The 20,639-nt window shown below is 66.4% G+C and carries 24 protein-coding genes and 1 pseudogene; 17 read left to right on the top strand and 8 right to left on the bottom strand.

Features of this window, described 5'->3' with window-relative positions; all coding sequences use genetic code 11:
• Positions 1 to 73 precede the first annotated feature (73 nt).
• The 3 genes from ACFPOB_RS22280 to hemC are packed head-to-tail and all read right to left on the bottom strand — an operon-like array spanning position 74 to position 1,401.
• Positions 74 to 202: a hypothetical protein gene (locus ACFPOB_RS22280; protein ID WP_377800575.1), complete on the bottom strand. Its 129-nt coding sequence runs from the start codon at positions 200 to 202 to the stop codon at positions 74 to 76.
• Positions 203 to 252: 50 nt separating this feature from the next.
• Complete coding sequence (locus ACFPOB_RS22275) at positions 253 to 450, bottom strand: hypothetical protein (RefSeq protein WP_377800574.1); 198 nt, start codon at positions 448 to 450, stop codon at positions 253 to 255.
• A 6-nt stretch (positions 451 to 456) separates the two neighbouring features.
• Entirely contained in the window at positions 457 to 1,401 is a 945-nt protein-coding gene (gene hemC / locus ACFPOB_RS22270; protein WP_377800573.1) for a hydroxymethylbilane synthase, read from the bottom strand.
• Positions 1,402 to 1,581: 180 nt separating this feature from the next.
• Between hemC and ACFPOB_RS22265 the strand changes: the two genes are divergently transcribed.
• Positions 1,582 to 2,328, top strand: a complete 747-nt coding sequence (locus tag ACFPOB_RS22265; protein WP_377800572.1) for an SDR family oxidoreductase — start codon at positions 1,582 to 1,584, stop codon at positions 2,326 to 2,328.
• 203 nt (positions 2,329 to 2,531) lie between these two features.
• On the opposite strand, the gene ACFPOB_RS22260 is transcribed toward ACFPOB_RS22265, so the two are convergent.
• The 3 genes from ACFPOB_RS22260 to ACFPOB_RS22250 form a co-directional block, all read right to left on the bottom strand.
• On the bottom strand, positions 2,532 to 2,663 hold the full coding sequence (locus ACFPOB_RS22260; protein WP_377800571.1) for a hypothetical protein: 132 nt from the start codon (positions 2,661 to 2,663) through the stop codon (positions 2,532 to 2,534).
• A gap of 133 nt (positions 2,664 to 2,796) precedes the next feature.
• The gene (locus tag ACFPOB_RS22255; RefSeq protein ID WP_377800570.1) at positions 2,797 to 3,006 is read right to left on the bottom strand and encodes a hypothetical protein; all 210 of its coding nucleotides are present in this window, start codon (positions 3,004 to 3,006) and stop codon (positions 2,797 to 2,799) included.
• Positions 3,007 to 3,267: 261 nt separating this feature from the next.
• Positions 3,268 to 4,074 carry an IclR family transcriptional regulator gene (locus ACFPOB_RS22250; protein WP_377800569.1) on the bottom strand — a complete coding sequence of 269 codons (807 nt, stop codon included), beginning with the start codon at positions 4,072 to 4,074 and terminating at the stop codon, positions 3,268 to 3,270.
• A gap of 172 nt (positions 4,075 to 4,246) precedes the next feature.
• On the opposite strand from ACFPOB_RS22250, the gene ACFPOB_RS22245 reads away from it, so the two are divergent.
• The 8 genes from ACFPOB_RS22245 to ACFPOB_RS22210 all read left to right on the top strand — a co-directional run bounded on the left by ACFPOB_RS22245 (position 4,247) and on the right by ACFPOB_RS22210 (position 10,651).
• Positions 4,247 to 4,786 (top strand): 2,4'-dihydroxyacetophenone dioxygenase family protein, encoded by a 540-nt coding sequence (locus ACFPOB_RS22245; RefSeq protein ID WP_377800568.1) that lies wholly within the window; start codon positions 4,247 to 4,249, stop codon positions 4,784 to 4,786.
• A 111-nt stretch (positions 4,787 to 4,897) separates the two neighbouring features.
• On the top strand, positions 4,898 to 5,701 hold the full coding sequence (locus ACFPOB_RS22240) for an ABC transporter permease (RefSeq protein ID WP_377800567.1): 804 nt from the start codon (positions 4,898 to 4,900) through the stop codon (positions 5,699 to 5,701).
• Positions 5,698 to 6,507 carry an ABC transporter permease gene (locus tag ACFPOB_RS22235; RefSeq protein WP_377800566.1) on the top strand — a complete coding sequence of 270 codons (810 nt, stop codon included), beginning with the start codon at positions 5,698 to 5,700 and terminating at the stop codon, positions 6,505 to 6,507. The genes ACFPOB_RS22240 and ACFPOB_RS22235 overlap by 4 nt, the downstream gene beginning before the upstream one ends.
• Positions 6,504 to 7,262: an ABC transporter ATP-binding protein gene (locus ACFPOB_RS22230; protein WP_377800565.1), complete on the top strand. Its 759-nt coding sequence runs from the start codon at positions 6,504 to 6,506 to the stop codon at positions 7,260 to 7,262. Before ACFPOB_RS22235 ends, ACFPOB_RS22230 begins: the two co-directional genes overlap by 4 nt.
• Positions 7,259 to 7,582, top strand: coding sequence for a hypothetical protein (locus ACFPOB_RS22225; protein ID WP_377800564.1), 324 nt, complete (start codon positions 7,259 to 7,261; stop codon positions 7,580 to 7,582). The genes ACFPOB_RS22230 and ACFPOB_RS22225 overlap by 4 nt, the downstream gene beginning before the upstream one ends.
• 14 nt (positions 7,583 to 7,596) lie before the next feature.
• Entirely contained in the window at positions 7,597 to 8,661 is a 1,065-nt protein-coding gene (locus tag ACFPOB_RS22220; protein WP_377800563.1) for an ABC transporter substrate-binding protein, read from the top strand.
• 80 nt (positions 8,662 to 8,741) lie between these two features.
• The gene (locus tag ACFPOB_RS22215; RefSeq protein WP_377800562.1) at positions 8,742 to 9,497 is read left to right on the top strand and encodes an SDR family NAD(P)-dependent oxidoreductase; all 756 of its coding nucleotides are present in this window, start codon (positions 8,742 to 8,744) and stop codon (positions 9,495 to 9,497) included.
• 38 nt (positions 9,498 to 9,535) lie between these two features.
• Positions 9,536 to 10,651 (top strand): iron-containing alcohol dehydrogenase, encoded by a 1,116-nt coding sequence (locus ACFPOB_RS22210; protein WP_377800561.1) that lies wholly within the window; start codon positions 9,536 to 9,538, stop codon positions 10,649 to 10,651.
• 189 nt (positions 10,652 to 10,840) lie between these two features.
• On the opposite strand, the gene ACFPOB_RS22205 is transcribed toward ACFPOB_RS22210, so the two are convergent.
• Positions 10,841 to 12,253 carry an FAD-binding oxidoreductase gene (locus ACFPOB_RS22205; protein WP_377800560.1) on the bottom strand — a complete coding sequence of 471 codons (1,413 nt, stop codon included), beginning with the start codon at positions 12,251 to 12,253 and terminating at the stop codon, positions 10,841 to 10,843.
• A gap of 141 nt (positions 12,254 to 12,394) precedes the next feature.
• On the bottom strand, positions 12,395 to 13,300 hold the full coding sequence (locus ACFPOB_RS22200) for a LysR substrate-binding domain-containing protein (RefSeq protein ID WP_377800559.1): 906 nt from the start codon (positions 13,298 to 13,300) through the stop codon (positions 12,395 to 12,397).
• A gap of 93 nt (positions 13,301 to 13,393) precedes the next feature.
• On the opposite strand from ACFPOB_RS22200, the gene argH reads away from it, so the two are divergent.
• The 8 genes and pseudogenes from argH (at position 13,394) to ACFPOB_RS22160 (ending at position 20,464) form a co-directional block, all read left to right on the top strand.
• A complete protein-coding gene (gene argH, locus ACFPOB_RS22195; protein WP_377800558.1) occupies positions 13,394 to 14,809 on the top strand; it encodes an argininosuccinate lyase in 1,416 nt (471 codons plus the stop codon).
• Positions 14,806 to 15,699: an amino acid ABC transporter permease gene (locus tag ACFPOB_RS22190; protein WP_377800557.1), complete on the top strand. Its 894-nt coding sequence runs from the start codon at positions 14,806 to 14,808 to the stop codon at positions 15,697 to 15,699. Before argH ends, ACFPOB_RS22190 begins: the two co-directional genes overlap by 4 nt.
• Positions 15,700 to 15,704: 5 nt before the next feature.
• Positions 15,705 to 16,469 (top strand): amino acid ABC transporter ATP-binding protein, encoded by a 765-nt coding sequence (locus tag ACFPOB_RS22185; RefSeq protein WP_377800645.1) that lies wholly within the window; start codon positions 15,705 to 15,707, stop codon positions 16,467 to 16,469.
• 44 nt (positions 16,470 to 16,513) lie between these two features.
• Entirely contained in the window at positions 16,514 to 17,344 is an 831-nt protein-coding gene (locus ACFPOB_RS22180) for an ABC transporter substrate-binding protein (protein WP_377800556.1), read from the top strand.
• A 134-nt stretch (positions 17,345 to 17,478) separates the two neighbouring features.
• On the top strand, positions 17,479 to 17,772 hold the full coding sequence (locus ACFPOB_RS22175; RefSeq protein ID WP_377800555.1) for an AbrB/MazE/SpoVT family DNA-binding domain-containing protein: 294 nt from the start codon (positions 17,479 to 17,481) through the stop codon (positions 17,770 to 17,772).
• Positions 17,766 to 18,131: pseudogene (locus ACFPOB_RS22170) on the top strand (type II toxin-antitoxin system death-on-curing family toxin). The gene ACFPOB_RS22175 and the pseudogene ACFPOB_RS22170 overlap by 7 nt, the downstream one beginning before the upstream one ends.
• Positions 18,128 to 19,024 (top strand): beta-keto acid cleavage family enzyme, encoded by an 897-nt coding sequence (locus ACFPOB_RS22165; protein WP_377800554.1) that lies wholly within the window; start codon positions 18,128 to 18,130, stop codon positions 19,022 to 19,024. Before ACFPOB_RS22170 ends, ACFPOB_RS22165 begins: the two are co-directional and overlap by 4 nt.
• A gap of 75 nt (positions 19,025 to 19,099) precedes the next feature.
• Positions 19,100 to 20,464: an ABC1 kinase family protein gene (locus ACFPOB_RS22160; RefSeq protein WP_377800553.1), complete on the top strand. Its 1,365-nt coding sequence runs from the start codon at positions 19,100 to 19,102 to the stop codon at positions 20,462 to 20,464.
• Positions 20,465 to 20,639: the final 175 nt, after the last annotated feature.

Genomic DNA, 20,639 nt, shown 5'->3' with positions numbered 1-20,639 from the left:
GCCCAATACAAATGATTCGTGCGGTGGTTCCAACCACGAGGCAGACGTATTCCGCTGCTGGCATCTTTCGCCGTCAAAGCAGTTTGCTGGCGGCCGCATCAGCGAAACGCCTCGAATGAGCTGCTGCGGCGATGTCGATCTCTCGAAGGCGATAATCGGCGGCCAAGCCCAAGAGCGTCTGGCTCTCGACGGCGTCGGACATTCCGAACCCGTTCATCCGGCGCTGACGGTTTCAGCCGATAGCGGCGCTCCTCAGAAGTGGCCGCTGCCGGTGATCATCGCTTTCCAGGGCGTACCGAGATTCTCGCCGTCGATCGAGTATTCGACGCGGTACTCGTAGCGATCGGGCCGGTAGCGCCGCACAGCGAGGCCGATATCGCGGCGACCGAGACTGCGATCGCGGCCGCGATGGATGTGATGGCGCAGTCGACGGCCGCCTGAGGCGGCCATTCTGCATCAGGCCTGCAGCATCTTGAAGTGGCTGCAGAATTCCCGATAGCTCGACTGCAGGATCTTCTCGCCGCCGCGGACCTTCAGGGTCTCGGCGACGGCAAGGCCGAGCTCGCGCGCCCGGTCACCGTGCTCATCCTGAGACGCCACGACCCGCTCATGGCCGTCGAGCGAGGTGATCTGGGCCTGCAGGCTCAGCCGCTCGTTCTGCCAGTTGCAGACGGCGCCGACGGGCAGGCTGCAGCCGGCCCCGAGCGTATGCATCATCTCGCGCTCGGCATCGACCTCGGCCCGGGTCTGCTTGCACTCGATCGAGCGCAGGATTTCGACCAGGTCGGCATCCTCGCTGCGCGCCTCGATGCCCAGCGCACCTTGGCCGACGGCATAGGGGAAGGCGACGGGGTCGAGGAATTCGGAGTTCTTGCTGACGAGGCCGAGGCGCTCCAGCCCGGCATGGGCGAGGATGACCGCATCGAGCGCGTCGTCCCCTTCGATCTTGGCGAGCCGCGGGCCGATATTGCCGCGGATCGGGACGACGGTGACGTCGGGCCGCAGGCTCAGGATCTGGGCGCGGCGGCGCAGCGATCCGGTTCCGACCCTGGCGCCCTCGCGCAATCCTTCGAGCGTTGCGCCACAGAGTACATCGCGCGGATCCTCGCGCTTCGGCACCGAGGCCAGCGTGAGACCATCCCGCAGCACGGTGGGCAGATCCTTGAGGGAGTGGACGACGAAGTCGACGTCCTTGCGGAGCAATTGCTCCTCATGCTCGGTCGTGAAGACGCCGATCATGCGGAACTGATGAAACTCGGAGACCCTGTCACGGTCGGCGACCGTCGAGATCGGGCAAATTTCGAACTCGATATGCGGGTGCAACGCCTGAATTGCACCAATTACAAAGTTGGTTTGCGTCATGGCAAGGGGGCTGCGGCGGGTGCCAACGCGAAGGAGCATCGTATTTGTGACCTGTTTGCGCCGTGCACGCGCGATTGGGCTTTCGTCTAGCAGGTGCGATCCCGGTGTGAAAGTGCGGCACATTGCCGGCTTTTCGACGGGTCGGCGGCTGTTGATGGAGCAGTGAAATGCATTTGGATCGGCCGGTGAGACACGGCTTCGCGACATCGAGGACCCCTGATGAAACTGGCAGGTAAGACCGCCCTGGTCACCGGGGCGGGCAGAGGGCTCGGCCTCGAGATCGCCCATGGGCTCGCAGGGAACGGTGCGCATGTCGTGCTGCACGGGCGCAAACCTGCCGAGCTGGATGAAGCGATGCATGCTCTGGCCGCCGATGGCGCCAGCGTCTCCACGCTCGTTGCCGATCTGGCCGACGAGGCTTCGACGGCAGCTGCCTGCCGCAAGCTCGTCGAGCAGCGCGGGAGCGTCGACATCCTCGTCAACAATGCCGGTGTGCGCGACCGCCGCCCACTCGATCAGCTCGATCGCGCCGCCTTGCGGGCTTTGCTGGAGGTCAATCTCGTCGCACCGTTCGATCTGGTGCGGCAGCTGGCCCCGCATATGCCCGATGGCGGGCGGATCGTGAACATCACCTCGATCGCCGGGCCGATCGCCCGGGCAGGCGATCCCGGCTATATCGCAAGCAAGGGCGGGCTCGATGCGCTGACCAGGGCGCTCGCCGCCGAACTCGGCCACCGCGCCATCACCGTCAACGCCGTTGCACCGGGATTCTTCGCGACGGAAGCCAATTCAGCGCTGGTTGCGGATCCCGGCATCGCTGAACGCTTGTCGCATCGCACCTCGCTCGGACGCTGGGGCGTGCCGAAGGAGCTGGTCGGTGCGGTCGTGTTCCTCTGCTCGCCGGAAGCGTCGTTCATCACCGGTGTAACGCTGCCGGTCGATGGCGGCTATCTCGCGCATTTCTAGAGAATTTCCGCAATTCTTCGAATCGCGAAATTTCTCTAAGTCTTTGTTTTATCGAATTTTCTTCACGCAACCCGGTGTCCGCTTCGCTCAAAAATGCTCTAGCTTGAAGCGCGCTGGCGGGTCGTTTGGCCTATGTTCACGAGAGATGTCTGGCACCAATTTGATGGCGGAGGGCCTCAGGCCCTCCGCCCGGTCTCGAGTGGCTAGCTCCAGAAGCCTGCCTGGTGGTCGCGCGGCGAGAACGTTTCAGTGACGTCCTGCGGCTGCGCTTCGTGGTTGTCTTCGTGGTCGTGCTCTGTCTCGAGCGCACACTCACAATCGTGCCGTTCCAGCATGGATCGCTCCTTTCGAAACGTGGGAGGTTGCTTCGGCACGGATTAGATATGAACTATTGCTGCGCTGCACAAGTTTTCTGAGCGGGCGCGGGATGACACCCGCGCATGGAACAAAATCAAAAACCTCGTGCGATCAACCGCTGTCGGCATCCTTAGGGCTGGCGATGGTCGCCGATTGGCGTTCCGCGGCCCGGTCGAGACACTCGGCCATCTCCGACGTGCCCCATTTGAACTTCGAGCATTGTTCGGTGCCGATCGTCAGATTTCGGGCGACGCCGCTAGGCTCGTTGCTCCCGCTGCAGCCGGCGAGAGCCATGGCGATGACCGCGAGTACAATGCGCATGTTTGCCCCTCCTTTCCGAATGCGTCAGTCGAGCAGGCGCATGAGGCGATAATTTGATCTTTCTCGCACGGGAGCGCGATCGGGCGCTGGCTCGATACGATCATCGTGGCGGATGCCTGCCAGGATCCACTGTCCCCATCGCAGGAAAGCACAGCTCAATTGGCTTGGCCATCCGCTCACATGGTGGGCGATCAGGCCATTTTGTAGTTAGTAGAGTGGGAATGGGCTGGCGGGGCACTGGCAAGGATCGCCGGGTCCGCATCACAGGATAGTGGCGAGAGAGGCCGAGATCGCCTGCACCGTGTCGCGCACCTTCTCGATGAAGATCCCGGCGCGCGCCTCGTCGTAGCGATAAAGCGGGATGCTCAGGCTGACCGCTCCGACCGGACGCCCTGAGCGGTCAAGGATCGCGCCGCCGAAGCAGCGGATGTCGGACTCGTTCTCCTCGTTGTCATAGGAGTAGCCACGCGCCCGCGTCTTCTGGATGTCGGCGTTCAGTGAATCGGCATCGGTGATGGTGTTGCGCGTGCGCGGCTGCATGGTCAGCCGCTCGATCAGGGCGCGGCACTGCTCCGCCGGCAGCGCCGCGAGATAGGCCTTGCCGACGGATGTCGAGTGCATTTCGACGCGCATGCCGATCCGCGACATCATGCCGACAGTGCGGGGGCTTTCGAGCTTGTCGATATAGACCATGCCGTCGCCGCTGGGCACGGCGAGATGCACGGTCTCCTCCGTCGCGTTGCGCAGGGCTTCGATATGCATGCGCGCCACCGAGCGAAGATCGGAGGTCTCCCAGCTCTTCGATGCAAGATGAATCAGCCTGTGGCCGAGCTGGTAAGTCCCGTTGTCGAGGCTTTCGGCGATGAGCCCTTCGGCGAGCAGGGCGGTCACGATCCGGTACAGCGTGCCGCGCGGATAGGGCAGGAGCTTGGCGAGCCTTGCTATGTCCAGCTTGCCCGGCGCGTCGGCGATCGCCTGCAGAACGACCATGAACTTCCCGAAGGACGCTGTGCCCTGAACCTGCGAGCGCGCCCGCTCCGCCTGCGCATCCAAAGAACTCGTGTCCACGGCGGACATCCCTTCGACCGAGCTTGACAAGCAAACCCTCTCCTATCGATAATGTGGGCAATATGACCACATAGTGGTCAAATATTCGATCGCCTTCGTTTCATGTTGTCCTGCTTAGGCTTCGCTAAGGAGGTCCGCAACGGGGACGAAAAGGCGGGTGCGGGAGGAAAACATGGCGATCTCGACGCCGGCCGATGCCGCTGTTCACGAAAAATGGATTCCCTACAGGAAGCCGCAGCCGCGCGAATCCCCGCCCGAGCTGGTGATCCCGGATGCGATCCCGACCGACGAGCGCGTCTGGGTGCCGGTCGAGGAGAATGTCTGGTTCCGGCCGCTGCTGATGTGCGCCTCCCGCGGCTACTGGATGAACCTGCTCAAGGTTCGCAAATCCGGCGTGCTCTCGCGCCATCGCCACCCGCTGCCCGTCCACGGCTTCGTGCTGAAGGGCGAGTGGCGCTATCTCGAACATGACTGGGTCGCCCGCGAGGGCGGTTACGTCTACGAGGCGCCCGGCGAAACCCACACCCTCGTCGTGGACGCCCATGTCGAGGAGATGATCACGCTGTTCCAGGTGAACGGCGCCATGATCTATGTCGACCCGGACGGCAACACCGTCGGCTATGACGACGTGTTCACCCGCATCGACAAGTGCCGCGCGCACTACGCGAGAAACGGCCTGGGCGCCGATTTCATCGATCAGTTCATCCGCTAGGCGCCGCTTCAGCCCGCACATCGACTGCGCTCTACCGGCCGGCGAGCAGATGAGAGGTTCCGGCCACAAAAAACAACGAGCCAGGTCGGGGGACGATGCGCAAGGACAGTCATGACTGACGAGGTCGTCAGCTTCTCGCCGCTGCCTTACAGGCGCACGCTGGCCGCGGTGAAGTTCATCGCGCCGCTGCTGGCGCTGGTCGCGCTGTGGCAGGCCGTCGTCACCGTCTTCGCCGTCGATCCGCGTGTCTTCCCGAGCGTGCCGATGGTGCTGCGGGCCGGCTGGAGCACGATCGTCGACGGCACGCTGGTCGCGCATGTCGGGGCGAGCCTATGGCGGGTCACGGTCGGCACGGTGATCGCGATCCTAACCGCCGTGCCGCTCGGCATCGCGATGGGCGTGAGCAAGGGCGTCTCGACCTTTCTGACTCCGCTGTTCCGGTTCTTCTCCGTGCTCGCCGGCATCGCCTGGATTCCAATCGCGACGCTTTGGTTCGGCTACGGCTTCGGGGCGATCACCTTCGTCATCTTCAACGCGGTCTTCTTCGTCGTCGCCTACAACACGCTGATGGGGGTCTCGACGATCCCGATGCCGCTGCGCCATGCCGCCGCCGCGCTCGGCGCCAATCGCTGGCAGATGCTGACGCAGGTCCTATTGCCCGGCGCGCTGCCCAACATCGTGACCGGCATCCGCACCGGGATCGGCTTCGCCTGGCGCGGGCTGATCGCGGCCGAGATGATCGCCACAAATGTCGGCCTCGGCTACATGCTGTTCCTCGCCCGCGACTTCTACCGGACCGAAGTCATCGTCTTCGCGATGATCGTCATCGGCGTGATCTGGCTCGTCCTCGACCGCTTCCTGCTCGCACCGCTCGAACGGGCGACGGTCGAACGCTGGGGGCTGGTCCAGTCATGATCGCACCGCTCCAACTCCTCTGGGGCTACTACATGCGCTGGACGGTGCGCTGGCCCGCTCTCGCCGCCTTCGTGCCCTTCATCCCGCTGATCGCGCTCTGGTCCCTGATCGTCTGGCTGGGCGTGTTCCCGCGCGCCTTCCTGCCCGGGCCGCTCGATGTGCTGAACAAGGGCTGGGCGCTGCTCTACAAGGGCATCCTGACCGACTACCTCGCCGACAGCCTGGGGCGCCTCGCCGTCGGCGCCGCGGCCGGGATGGCGATCGCCATTCCCCTGGGCGTGCTCATCGGCCTCGACCGCAGGGCTTATGAGATCAGCTGGCCGATCCTGCTGTTCTTCCAGGCCATCGGCGACATCGCCTGGCTGCCGATCCTGCTCGTCTGGTTCGGCTTCGGGCTGACGACGATGACCTTCGTCATCGTTTACACCGTGCTGTTCCCGGTGGTGCTGAACACCGTCCTCGGCATCCGCACCGTCAAGCCAGAGCTGCGCCGCGCCGCTCAGAGCCTGGGCGCCTCGCGCACGCGCATCCTGTTCGAGGTGATGCTGCCCGGCGCCTTGCCGAATATCATCACCGGCCTGCGCAACGGGCTCGGCTATGGCTGGCGCGCTCTGATCGCCGCCGAGATCATCGTCGGCACCAGCGGGATCGGCTTTCTGATGTTCGATGCGCGGCGGGCGGGCTCGGTCGAGGAGATCGTCGTCGGCATGATCGTGCTCGGGGTGCTCTGGTACATCGTCGACAGCTGGCTGCTGGCGCCGATCGAGCGGGCGACGGGGCAGCGCTGGGGGTTGGTGACGACATGAAGAGCCTCGTCCTCGAGAACCTGTCCAAGACCTATTTCGATCCATACAGGGGCACGCAGTTCACCGCGATCAAGGACGTGTCGCTGCAGGTCGGCGAAGGCGATTTCGTCGCGGTCGTCGGGCCGTCCGGCTGCGGCAAGTCGACGATCCTCAACATGATCGCCGGCTTCGTGCCGATCTCGGGCGGGCGCATTCTTGTCGACGGTCATCAGGTCAAGGGTCCCGGCCCGGACCGGGGCGTGGTCTTTCAGTCGCACGCGCTGTTCCCGTGGAAGACGGTGGCGGAGAACGTGACCTTCGGGCCGAAGATGCGCGGCGTCGGCAAGGCGGAGCGCGCCAGGATCGCAGAGGAATACCTCGCGCTCGCCGGGCTTTCGCATGCGGCCGAGCGCTATCCGAACGAATTGTCGGGAGGCATGCAGCAGCGCGTCGGCGTGGTCCGCGCGCTCGCCAACAACCCGGACGTACTCTTGATGGACGAGCCATTCGCCAGCGTCGATGCGCAGACGCGGATGACCTTGCAGGAGGAGCTGACCCGGATCTGGGAGGAGCGGCGGCCCACCGTCGTGTTCATCACCCACGACGTGTCCGAAGCCGTCTTCCTCGCCAACCGTGTGGTCGTGCTCTCGAAAGGCCATGTGCTGGCGGAGGTCGCGGTGCCGCTCGCGCGTCCGCGCTCCTGGACCAGGCTGGTCGAGGACGACGGCTTCAAGGCCCTGTCGAACCAGGTCCTGCAGTTGGTGCGCTCGGCATGAGCGTGCTCCGGGAGGCTATCACGTCGACCCGCGGCAGGATCGTCGCCGCCGTGATCGTGGCGCTGATCGGCTGGCAGGCCTGGCTCAGCCTGGCCGCGGCCGGAAAGATCGCAGTGGGCTTCCCCGAGCAGGGCAGCCGTCTCAACGCCCTCGTCACGCTGCCGTTCCCGCCGGAACGCTTCCACATCCAGAAGTTCCAGCAGCTCGGGCGTGTCTCAGGGACAAAAGGGAATTCCGTGCAGGTGCGCGGGGTCAACAGGGCGGAACTGAAAACACTGGCGAGGCCCTTCTGGGTCTCGAAGGTGGAGCCGCTCACATAGGGAGGAGGAGAAAGATGATCAGACGACTTGCATTGGCCGTCGGGTTGGCGCTCGCGATACCTTTCGCCGCGAGCGCGCAGGAACTCGTCAAGCTCAAGGCCGGCATGGTCTCGGGTATCGACCAGCTCGGCCTGGCGATTGCGCTCGAGCAGGGCTTCTTCGAGAAGAACGGGCTGGACGTCACCATCGCCAATCCCTTCGCCACCGGCGTCGATGCGCTGAACGCGCTGCAGGCAGGCCAGGTCGACACGGTGCAGGTCGGCGTGCCGATGATCGGCGCCGTGGTGCGCGGCATGGATCTGGTCGCGCTCGGCAACTATAGCGGCAACGCCGCCCAGCTCGGCTCCGACACCACGGTGGCGCTGGTCGCGCGCGACGGCTCCGGCATCAAGGCCGGCGATCTCTCGACGATCAAGGGCAAGAAGATCGCCGCCTCGTTCGGCACGATCAACCATCTCTACATCCTGGCGCTGATCGAGGCCGCCGGGCTCAAGGTCGCCGACGTGCAGCTGGTGAACACCCCGCCGCCCGACATGACGGTGGCGCTGCTGTCGAAGGGCATCGACGCCTTCGTCGGTTGGGACCCGTGGCCGATCGTCGCCCAGAAGGACGTCCCCGGCGCCTATCAGGTCATTCGCGGCGGCAACCACATCTCCTATATCGGCTTCAATGTCGGCCTACGCGCCTGGGTCGCGAAGAACGGTGAGACGATCAAGAAGTTCCTGGCCGGGTTGTCGGAGGCCGACAAGTGGATGCGCGCCAATCCCAAGGACGCTGCCCAAACCGCCACCCGCTGGATTCCCGGCCTCGATCCGGCCGTCGCGGAGAAGGCGATGGCCTTCAACATCCAGCAGGCCGACCGTCGGCTGTCGGCGAACAACTACGCCGCGCTGCATAGCGCCGTCGCGACGCTCAACCGCCTCGGCTTCATCGACAAGACCTTCGACGTGAACAAGCACATGAATGCGAGCTATATCGTCGACGTGATGAAGACCAAGCCCGAGCTGTTCTCCGATCTGCCGAAGATTCCCGAAGCGGCGATGATCGGCGAGGGCTACGTCTTCACGCCGAAGAACTGAGTACCGGCCCTGCCGCTCCTTCGGGCGGCAGGGCGACCATCCCGCGCTGTCGGCGCGGACAGCAAACAACCAAGGACCACATGACGATATCCCCTGATCCGCAATGGGCCCGCCCCTTCTTCGCCGAGCGGAGCGTCCTGGTCACCGGCGGCACCTCCGGCATCGGGGCCGCCATCGCGGCCGGCTTCGCCGGAGCCGGTGCGGACGTCGTGGCCACGGGCGCAACGCAGGCGGAGGTCGAGGCGGCTGCCGGCCGGGCGGTATTAGGCGTCGCGCATCGTCTGCTCGATGTCCGCGACGGCGGCGCGGTTACGGCATTGCTGTCGTCTTTCGCCAGGCTGGACGTCGTGGTCAATTGCGCCGGGATCATCCGGCGCGGAGACGAGCTCGATCCCGAGGTCTTCGCCGCGGTGATCGACGTCAACCTGACCGGCTCGATGCGGGTCTGCGCCGCGGCGCGGCCGCTCCTGGCCAGGACCGGGGAGGGCGCGATCATCAACCTCGCCTCGATGCTGACCTTTCAGGGCGGCGGCCTGGTTCCCGGCTATTCGGCCAGCAAGGGCGGCATCGGCCAGATGACGAAGTCGCTGGCGATCGCCTATGCGTCCGACGGCATCCGCGTCAACGCGATCGCCCCGGGCTGGATCGCCACGCCCCTGACCGAAGCACTGCGCAGCGATCCGGAGCGCAGCGGCCCGATCCTGTCCCGGACCGCCCTGAAGCGCTGGGGGCAGCCCGACGACATCGTCGGCGGAGCCCTGTTCCTGGCCTCACCCGCAGCAGCCTTTGTCACAGGGGTGATCCTGCCGATCGATGGCGGCTATCTCGCCGGCTGAATTGCAGCCGGCCACCAAACAAGCGAACTGGAAGCACGATGCACATCATCACCTATCTCACCACCATCCACTTCGGCTCCGGCGCCCTGGGGTCGCTGCCGGCTGCGATGCAGGAACTGGGCATCTCGCGCCCACTGCTCGTCAGCGACCATGGCATCGCCTCGACCGGGCTGCTCGAGCGCGTGACGTCACTCATCGGCAAAGATGTCCCGACCTTCCTGGACGTGCCGACCAACCCGACCGAGAGCGGCGTCCAGCAGGCGCTGGCGCTCTATCGCCAGCAGGGATGCGACGGCGTCGTCGCCTTCGGCGGCGGCTCGCCGATCGACCTCGCCAAGGGCGTCGCGCTGCTGGCGACGCATCCGGGCGATCTCGCGCAATACGCCGGCATTCTCGGCGGCATCCCGCGCATCACCGCGGCGGTCGCGCCGCTGATCGCCATTCCGACGACGGCGGGCACAGGCTCGGAGGTCGGCCGTGCCGCGCTGATCACGCTCGACGACGAGCGCAAGCTCGGCTTCATCAGCCCCCATCTCATTCCCAAGCGCGCCATCTGCGACCCCGACCTGACGCTCGGCCTGCCGCCCTTTCTCACCGCCGCGACCGGTCTCGACGCGCTCTCGCACTGCATCGAGACCTATCTCTCGCCGCGCTACAACCCGCCGGCCGAAGCGATCGCGGTCGATGGCTTTGCGCGCATCTGGGCGGCCCTGCCGAAGGCCTTCGCCGACGGCGCCGACGCGGATGCCCGCAGCGAACTGATGATGGGGGCGCTGCAAGGCGGCATGACCTTCCAGAAGGGTCTCGGGGCGGTCCATGCGCTGAGCCATGCGCTCGGGGGCATCAAATCGCTGAAGCTGCATCACGGCACGCTGAACGCGATCCTGATGCCGCCGGTGCTGCGCTGGAACGCCGATGCCGTGCCCGCCAAGATCGCGCGCCTGCAGGAGGTGGCCGGCGTGAGCGATCTTGCCGCCGCGCTGGAGCGTCTCAACCGCGATCTGGGATTGCCCGCGACCCTGTCGGAGCTCGGCGTGACCCGGGCGATGTTCGACTGGATCTGCGAGCGGGCGCTCGCCGACCACAGCCACCAGACCAATCCCAAGCCGCTGAGCGCAACAGACTATGCAGGCATTCTCGACGCCGTGATGTGAGCGCTTGCCGGGGCGCGCTTCATCGAAGCCTGGGGATTTTGCCCGGACCTGCGACGTCGCCTTGGACAGGCGGCGAAGCCGCGCCGATCCGGGAGCCATCGGAGAGCATTAGGGCTCTGCGATGGCTCCAGGTCGCTCGTCCAGGGTGACGATCGTGACTCCGCGTGAAGCCAGTACGCTTTCCGGCCGTCAGGCCGGCAGCACCTTGCCGGGGTTCATGATGTTGTCGGGGTCGAGGCTCGCCTTCAGCGTGCGCATCACCTCGACGGCGGCGTCGCCATGCTCCTTGCGCAGGAACTTGGCCTTGCCGTAGCCGACGCCGTGCTCGCCGGTGCAGGTGCCGCCGAGCTCGATGGCGCGGTTGACCAGCAGGCCGTTCAGCCGCTCGGCCTCGCGGAGCTCCTCGGGCGAATCCATCCGGATCAGGAAGCCCATGTGGAAGTTGCCGTCGCCGACATGGCCGAGCGCCGTGACCGGGAAGGGCGCGTCCTTGGCATGCTCCTTGATCTCGGTGATGCAGGTGGCGAGCTGCGAGATCGGCACACAGGTGTCGGTGCCCCAGCTGCTGGCGCCGGGACGCAAGGCGAGCAGCGCGTAATGCATGTTGTGCCTTGCCTGCCAGAGCTTGTTGCGCTCCTCGGTGCTGGTGGCAAAGCGCCAGCCTTCGCCGCCATGGCCCTCGGCGAGCATCTGCACGGTCTCAGCCTGCGAGACCACGGCCGCCTCCGTGCCGTGGAATTCGAGGAAGAGCGCGACCGTCTCGGGATAGCTCAGATTGTTGTGGCGGTTGATGGCGCGCATGCAGGTCTCGTCGAGCAGCTCGACGCGGGCGACCTGGATGCCGCATTGGATCGTCTCGATGGCGCAATTGACGGCGCTGGCGATGTCCGGGAAGGAGCAGACCGCGGCCGAGCTCGCCTCGGGGATGCCGTAGAGCCGCAAGGTGATCTCGGTGATGACGCCGAGGGTACCCTCCGAACCGACGAAGAGGCGGGTGAGGTCGTAGCCGGCCGAGGATTTGCGGGCGCGCCCGCCGGTCTTCAGGATGGTGCCGTCGGCGAGCACGACGGTCAGCGCCAGCACATTGTCCTTCATCGTGCCGTAGCGCACCGCATTGGTGCCGGAGGCGCGCGTCGCGGTCATGCCGCCGAGGGTGGCGTCGGCGCCGGGATCGACCGGGAAGAACAGGCCGGTGTCGCGCAGGTGCTCGTTGAGCTGCTTGCGGGTGACGCCGGCCTCGACCGTGCAGTCGAGATCCTCGGCGTTGACGGCGGTGATCGCGTTCATGCGCGACAGGTCGATGCAGACGCCGCCATGCAGCGCGACGACATGGCCTTCGAGCGAGGTGCCGGCGCCGAACGGGATGACCGGCACCTTCGCCTGATGGCAGAGCTTGACGATCGCGCTGACCTCCTCGGTCGTCTGCGGATAGCAGACCACGTCCGGCGCCCTGGTCGGATGATAGGATTCGCCATGGCCGTGATGCTCGCGCTCGCTGTCCGAGGTCGAGCAGCGCGGGCCGAGCAGCTCGCGCAGGGCGGTCGTAAGGTCGTCGAGGGCAGGGTGCCGGAGGGGCTGGGGCGTGGCGGCAGGAACGTTCATTCTGTCCTCGACTTCCGGCGTGTCCGGCATGCTCATAAGGCAATCTCGACCGTGATGTCGCCCTTAGCCACGGCGGTGGCAGCATGAGCGCTCTGCATCGCCAGGGGAAGTGCGCGATTCGGCCGCCTCCCCGCCCGAGCCTCAACCCGCGGCGTCGAAGCGGCGGCCCTCCTCGCAGAGCCAGGCGACCAAAGCGTCCAGGGCGGGGCTGCGCTCGCTCTGCGGGTTGACCGTCAGCCAGCAACCGGTGGCGCTGTCGAAGGCGAGGTCGAGCGGATTGACCAGCGCGCCCGAGGCCAGTTCCTCGGCCACATAGCAGCGCGGGGCAAGCGCGACGCCGAGCCCGGCCACGGCGGCGCGGATGATCACGGAGTAATAGCCGTAGCGCACGGTGTGGGCGGGCACCGCGCCGCGCAGGCCGTGCGCCTCGGTGAATTCCGCCCAGAAGGCCGGCATCTGGAAATGCTGCAGCAGCGTCATCTTCTGGACGTCGGCGGCGCGATTGAAACCGCCCAAGCGCTCCAGCGCCGACGGCGCGGCGACCAACGCGACCTGGCGCCCGAACAGGTAGTGCGACTCGCGATCCGGCCAGGGGCCGAAGCCATGGACGATCTCGAGGTCGGCTTCCTCGATCTCCTTCTCGCTGACGAAATTGGTGAACTGGACGTCGATCTCGGGGTGCGCCTGGGCGAATTCCGGGAAACGCTCCATCAGCCAGCGTTCGCCGGCGATGGCGATCATGTGCAGGCGGATCGGCCGGCCGATCGCGGCGCGCTCGGCGAGGCGGCGGGCGCCGCGCTCCATCTGCTCGATCGCCGCCTCGGCATAGGGGCGGTAGATCGTGCCGGCCTCGGTCGGTCTCAGCCCGGCCGGGCTGCGCTCGAACAGCTCCGTGCCGAGATGGTCCTCCAGCGCCTGGATCTGCTTGGAGACGGCGCTCTGGGTCAGGTGCACCTCGCCGGCCGCCTTCGCCGTCGAGCCGAGGCGGGCGACGGCAAGAAAGACCCGGAGCGCCGTGGTCGACGGCGGGAGATTGCGGCCGGCCAAACAGATATTCCTTCAGCGACTACCCTTGAGGAGATCGTTTCGTTTGCCGGTTGCGCGGTCAAGGGCGCAGTGTTTTGCGCAGGGGAGAAGATCATGAACCACAATACGCGTCTCTGGGGCGGCCGTTTCCGCAAGTCGCCAGACCCGCGCATGATGAAGCTGTCGAGCGCGGCGGGTGCCCATGCCCGCCTTGCGCCGCAGGACATCGCCGGCGGCAAGGCCCATGCGGCTGAACTGGAGCGCGCCGGACTGCTCAGCCAGGACGAGTTCAGGACCATCGTCGCGGCGCTCGACGCGATTGCTGCCGACCTCGCCGCCGGGACGCTCGCCCCTGACGAGAGCGACGAGGACGTCCATACCTTCATCGAGCGCGTGCTGACCGCCCGGATCGGCGCTACGGGTGCCAAGCTCAGGGCCGGGCGCTCGCGCAACGACCAGGCCGCCAACAACCTCAAGCTCTATCTGCGCGCCGAGGCGCGCTCGATCGGCGCGATGCTGGCCGAGCTGCTCGATGCCATCGCCGGCCAGGCCGAGCGGCACGCGGCCTCGATCTGCCCCGGCTTCACCCATCTGCAGAGCGCCCAGCCCGTGACTTTCGGCCATTGGCTGATGGCCCATGGCCAGGCGCTGTCGCGCGACGCCTCCCGCCTGCAGGATTGGGAGAAGCGCTCCTCACTCTCGCCGCTGGGTGCCGCCGCGCTCGCCGGCTCGGCGATCGCGCTGACGCCCGAGCTCAGCGCCAAAGCGCTCGGCTATGACGGCCCCTGCGAGAACTCGGTCGACGCCGTCGGCGCGCGCGACCATGTCGCGGAGTTCCTGTTCGTTGCGGCGATGCTGGCGACGAACCTGTCGCGGCTGGCGGAGGAGGTGACGCTCTGGACCTCGCGCCAGTTCGGCTGGGTCGTGCTCGACGATGCCTTCGCGACCGGTTCCTCGATCATGCCGCAGAAGAAGAACCCGGATATCGCCGAGATCTCGCGCGGCCGGGCGGCGCGCCTGACCGGCGACCTCGTCGCCATGCTCGGCGCGCTGAAGGGCTTGCCGCTCGCCTATAACCGCGACCTCGCCGAGGACAAGCGCGCGGCCTTCGATGCGGTCGATGTGCTTGGTGAAGTACTGCCGGCCTTCGCCGGGCTGGTCGCGACGATGGAGGCCAAGCCCGAGGTGATGCGGGCGCAGGCCGGCGCCGGCTTTGCGCTCGCCACCGAAGTCGCCGATCACCTCGCCCGCAAGGGCGTGCCCTTCGCCGAGGCGCATGAGATCAGCGGCACGCTGGTGCGCTATTGCGAGGAGATGGGGCGCGAGCTCGAAGGGCTGGAGCCGGTGGAACTGCGTGCGATCGATCCGCGCCTCGACGAGAGCGTGCTCAAGGTACTGACGCTCGATGCGGCGGTGGCGGCGCGCAGCGGCCATGGCGGTACGGCGCCCGTACGGGTCGCCGAGCAGATCGGCCGCTTCCGCGGCTGGCTCACCGGCTTCTCGCAGTGGACGAGGGAGCGCGCAGCATGAGCCGTGCAACCCAGACCATGCCGGATCGCGGCCTCGCCGAGATTGCCGGCCTGACTATCGTGCCCAAGCGCTTCTACGGGCGCTGGGTTGCCGCTGCCGCGATCCTGTTCGTGCTGGCCTGGATCGTGAAGGCCTTCGCCCAGGGGCAGATCGCCTGGCCGGTGGTGGCGCAATTCTTCACCGCGCCGGCCATCCTCGCCGGCCTCGTCAACACGCTGATCATGACCGTCTGCGCCATGGGGCTCGGCATCGTGCTCGGCGTGGTCTTCGCGATCATGTACATGTCGCCGAACCCGGTGCTGCGCGGCGTCGCCCTGTTCTACATCTGGTTCTTCCGCGGCACGCCGCTGCTGCTGCAATTGCTGCTCTGGTTCAACCTGGCGCTGGTCTTCCCGACGATCGGCATCCCCGGCGTGATCGAGTGGCGCACCATCGACATCATCGGCCCGTTCATGGCGACCCTGCTCGGCCTCGGCATGAACCAGGGCGCCTACACCGCCGAGGTCGTCCGCTCCGGCATCCTCTCGGTCGATCTCGGCCAGACCGAAGCCGCCAAGGCGATCGGCATGACGCGGCTGACGACGTTGCGCCGGATCGTGCTGCCGCAGGCGATGCGGGTGATCATTCCGCCCGTGGGCAACGAGGTGATCAGCATGGTCAAGCTGACCTCGGTCGCCAGCGTCATCCAGTTCTCCGAGATCCTGCGCAATGCGCAGAACGTCTATTATGCCAATGCCCGCGTCATCGAACTGCTGATCGTCGCGGCCGGCTGGTACCTGCTCGTCGTCACCCTGCTGCAGATCGGACAGTTCTTCCTGGAACGCGCCTTCTCAAAGGGTCGGGGCGAGCGCCGTGCCAAGCCCCAGGTCGCCGAGGAGGCCGCCGCGTGACGTCCCTGTCCCCGATCGTCGTCGCTGCCAGCGTCACCAAGCAGTTTGGACCGCTGAAGGCGCTGAACAAGGTCTCGCTTTCGGTCCTGCCGGGCGCGGTGCAATGCATCATCGGTCCGTCCGGCTCGGGCAAGTCGACGCTGCTGCGCTGCATCAACCAGCTCGAGAAGATCGACGCCGGCGCGATCACCGTCGCCGGCGAGCTGATCGGCTATCGCCGCGTCGGCAACGAGCTGCACGAGCTCAGCGACACCGAGATCGCGCGCCAGCGCCTCAAGACCGGCATGGTCTTCCAGCGCTTCAACCTGTTCAACCACATGACGGTGCTGCAGAACATCATCGAGGGGCCGCTCACGGTGCTGAAGCGGCCGCGGCGCGAGATCGTCGCCGAGGCCATGGCGCTGCTCGACCGCGTCGGCCTTGCCGAGAAGCGCGATTCCTATCCGATCGAGCTTTCGGGCGGCCAGCAGCAGCGCATCGCGATCGCCCGCGCGCTGGCGATGAAGCCGCAGGTGATGCTGTTCGACGAGCCGACCTCGGCGCTCGACCCGGAGCTCGTCGGCGAAGTCCTGAACGTGATGCGCGACCTCGCCGCCTCCGGCATGACCATGATCGTCGTGACCCATGAGCTCGGCTTCGCCCGCGAGGTCGCGAGCGACGTCGTCTTCATGGACAAGGGCGAGATCGTCGAGCAGGGCCCGCCGCAGCAGGTGCTGGTCGCGCCGAGCCAGGCCCGCACCCGCGACTTTATCGCCGCCGTCCTCAAGTGACCCGAGACCCAGTGAACCCAAGCAAAGACAAGAGGGAGATCACCATGCTTCGCCTTTCGCTCGCCGCCGCGCTCATCGCCGGCACCGCGCTCGTCGCCCAGGCCCAGGCCCTGCCGGACCGGATCAAGACCGCCGGCAAGATCGTCATCGCGACCCAGCCGAACTATGCGCCGATCGTCTACAAGGACCCGGCGACCAACCAGATGGCCGGCTTCGACTATGAGCTCGGCGAAGCCATCGCCAAGGAGCTCGGCGTCAAGGCCGAATGGCAGGACACTGCCTTCGCCCAGATGCTGCCCTCACTGACGACCGGCCGCGTCGACATGGTGATGGCCGGGATGAGCGACCTGCCGGCGCGGCGCGAGACGGTCGACTTCGTCGACTACATGGTCTCGGGCGCACAGTTCTACACGGTCACCGCCTTCAAGGATTCGGTGAAGAGCGTCGAGGATCTCTGCGGCAAGAGCGTCGGTGCCAGCCGCTCGACCAATTGGCCGAAGCAGATCGGCGAGTGGAGCGATGCCAACTGCGTCGCCAAGGGCAAGCCGGCGATCACCGTGGTCGGAACCGAGGGGTCGGTCGACGCTCGCACCCAGCTCAAGACGCAGCGCCTGCAGGGCGGCGTCCAGGGCAGCGAGACGATGACGCATTTCCAGAAGCTCGAGCCCAACACCTATATCCCGCTCGGCGAGCCCTTCACCCGTTCGTTGACCGGCATCCCGTTCCCGAAGACGGCCGAGGGCGGCCAGCTGCGCGACGCGGTCAAGGGCGCGCTCGAGCGGCTGCAGGCGAACGGCACCTATGACGCGCTGATCGCCAAATACGTCCAGCCGAGCAACGCGCTGAAGCCGATCTCGGTCAACAAGGGCGAGTGAGGCGGTCGGATCAGTCCTGGCGGCTTCCCTTTCGCTGGAGGCCGCCACTGTGACGACCACCATCGGGAACGGCGCTGACGGCAGAGCGCTTGTCTGTTATACATTTTGTACAACAGACAAGCCTGGAGCCTGCCATGAACAAGCCCGAAAAGCCGGCGGGCGAGCAGGCCATGGTCCTGCAGGTCCGAAAGATCGGAAATTCTGTCGGCATCATCCTGCCGAAGGAGCTGCTGGCGCGATTGAAGCTGGCCGAAGGCGACAAGCTGACGGTGGTCGAGCAGCCCGAGCTCGGCCTGAAGCTGACACGACGTGACGATACCCATGTGCGGGGTCTCGAAATCGCTCGCCGCTCGTTCAAGACCTATGCGAACACCTACCGCGCTCTGGCGAAAAGACCGAGCCGGTCTCGGTCAGCGTCGAGTTGGTGATCGATATCCATGCCGAGCAGCTGGCGCTGTTCGGCGGGCCGGAAGGCATACACGATCAAGGGCTGCTGGAATCGGCGCTGGCGCGTGCGCCGAACAAGCATGCCTAAAGTGAGGACGATCTTGCAGCGCTGGCAGCGGCATACGCTTTCGGCGTCGCGCGCAACCATCCTTTTGTCGACGGCAACAAGCGGGCGGCCTTCGCCGCCATGATTGTCTTCCTTGGCCTCAACGGCATCGACGTCCTGGTTCCCGAGCCGGAGGCGACGGCCGCCATCCTCGCACTCGCCGCCGGCGAGGTCGAGGAGGAGGGGCTGACGCGCTGGATCCGCGACAACTGGCCGAAGGACGCACCCCGATGAAAACCCCGATCTGGATCGAGGCCGCGATCAACGGGCCGTGGGGCAAGGAGCGCCAGCCCGGCATTCCGATCGCGATCCCCGACATCGTCGCCGACGGGATCGCTGCGGTCGAGGCCGGCGCCGCGATCGTCCACCTGCATGTCTACGACCTCGAGACCGGCCGCCAGCGCGACGATTGGGAACTCTATGCGCAAGCCATCGAGGGGATCAGGGCCAAGGTCGATGCGATCGTCTACCCGACCATCCCGATCCTGGGCCCTGCTTACGCCGGCGACATGATCGGCTCGCGCCGCTACGCGCATCTGGAGGAACTCGCCAAGCGCGGCCTGGTCGAATGGGGCGTGCTCGATCCCGGCTCGTGCAACTGGACGACCTTCGCCGGCATCCCTGATGGCGAGGCCGGCTTCATCTACCAGAACCCCGGCGAGCACATTCGCGAGGGTATGGCGGTGGCTGAGAAGCACAGCATCCATCCGAGCTATGCGATCTACGAGCCCGGCTTCACCCGCCTGGGCGCGGCGCTGGCCAAGGTCTATTCCGGCATGCCGACGCCGATTTATCGCTTGATGTTCTCCGACGCCTTCGCCTGGGGCTTCCCCCCGAAGCCTTATGCGCTGGAGGCCCATCTCGCCCTGCTGGCGGAGTGTGCGCCGCAGGCCCCGGTGATGATCGCCGGACTCGGCGTCGACCTTACCGAGATCGTCGCCCCTGCGGTCGCGCGCGGCGTCCATGTCCGGGCTGGGCTGGAGGATGCGCCCTTCGGCGAGAGCCGCAGCAATGCAGAGCTGATCGCTGCCATGGTCCGCAAGGTCGAGGCTGCCGGTGGGCGGCCGGCGAGCGTGGCCGACGTCAGGGCGAGCCTGGCGGCGGTTCCGCAAGCACGGCGCTCCTGAGACAGCATGCCCGCTGGCTTTCCCCGGTGGAGCGCCTACATCGGGTGCAGCCCGTCATAAGCCGTGCGAGCCCCGATGTCCGAACGCGATAGCGAAGCCAATCGATTCTCCGCCCGCGCGGCGCGCTATGCCCGCGTCGGCGCCAATGTCGGCGGGGTGGCGGCGCGCATCGCCGGCACCAAGCTGTTCGGGCTGGAAGGCCGCAACGCCACCAATGCCGAGGCGCTGGCCAAGGCGCTCGGCGGGCTGAAGGGGCCGCTGATGAAGGTGGCGCAACTCGTCGCCACCATTCCCGACGTGGTGCCACCGGAATACGCCGCCGAATTGCAGAAGCTGCAGTCGGAAGCGCCGCCGATGGGGGCGGCCTTCGTCAAGCGCCGGATGCAGGCCGAGCTCGGCGCCAGCTGGCGCGGACGCTTCGGCGAGTTCGATCTGAAACCGGCGGCAGCGGCCTCGCTCGGGCAGGTGCACCGGGCGACCTCGCTCGATGGCGCGCCGTTCGCCTGCAAGCTGCAATACCCCGACATGGAATCGGCCGTCGAAGCCGATATCTCCCAGCTCGAGATCCTGTTCGGCCTGCACCGACGCATGGGCGCGGTGATCGACACCAGCGAGATCGCCAAGGAGATCAGCGCCCGCGTCCGCGAGGAGCTCGACTATCGCCGCGAAGCAAAGCATGTCGCGCTCTACCGGCAGATGCTCGCGGCGACGCCGGAGGTGCGCGTGCCCGATGTCGTGCCGGAGCTGTCGACGCGGCGGCTGCTGACAATGGGCTGGCTCGACGGCGACAAGATCCTCAACCACAAGCAGGCGAGTCAGCAGGTCCGCGACCGGATCTCGACCGCGATGTTCCGAGCCTGGTGGCGGCCGTTCAGCCATCACGGCGTAATCCATGGCGATCCGCATCTCGGGAACTACACGGTTTTCCAGGAGGGCGGCGAGCCAGGGGGTATCAACCTGCTCGACTATGGCTGCATCCGCATCTTTCCGCCGAGCTTCGTCGGCGGCGTGGTCGACCTCTACCGCGGCTTGCTCGAAGGCGATGACGCCCGCGTCGTCCATGCCTATGAGGTCTGGGGCTTCAAGGGGCTGAACAAGGAGCTGATCGACATCCTCAACATCTGGGCGCGGTTCATCTATGGGCCGCTGCTGGAGGATCGCACCCGCCGGATCGCCGAGGGTGTCAGCCCGGCCGAATACGGCCGCAAGCAGGCCTTCCAGGTCCATTCGGCGCTGAAGGCACGAGGGCCGGTGACGGTGCCGCGCGAATTTGTCTTCATGGACCGCGCCGCGATCGGCTTAGGCGGCGTCTTCCTGCATCTCGACGCCGAGCTGAATTTCCACCGGCTGTTTGAGCAGGAGATCGAGGATTTCAGCGTCGAGCGCGTGGCGCTGGAACAGGCCGCAGCCCTGGCTATAGCCGGACTTGGGCATTCCTGACGATCAGAATCGTCAATACAGTTGTGCCGCGGCACATGCCCCGCCGGCGCTGCTGCCACAGATCGCGCTGGTGATGACGGGATTTAAATCGATTTAATTGACAAGGATTGCGGTTTTTCCTTAGCGTCATGTTGCAGCTGCGCAGAAAATGGGCGCAGCCGCCCCGACACTCCGT

Origin of the sequence: Allobosea eneae, assembly GCF_042657265.1 — a bacterium.
Taxonomy (GTDB): Bacteria; Pseudomonadota; Alphaproteobacteria; order Rhizobiales; family Beijerinckiaceae; genus Allobosea; species Allobosea eneae.
The sequence above is the reverse complement of the archived record's forward strand: the minus strand, read 5'-3'. Positions and strand labels throughout refer to the sequence as shown.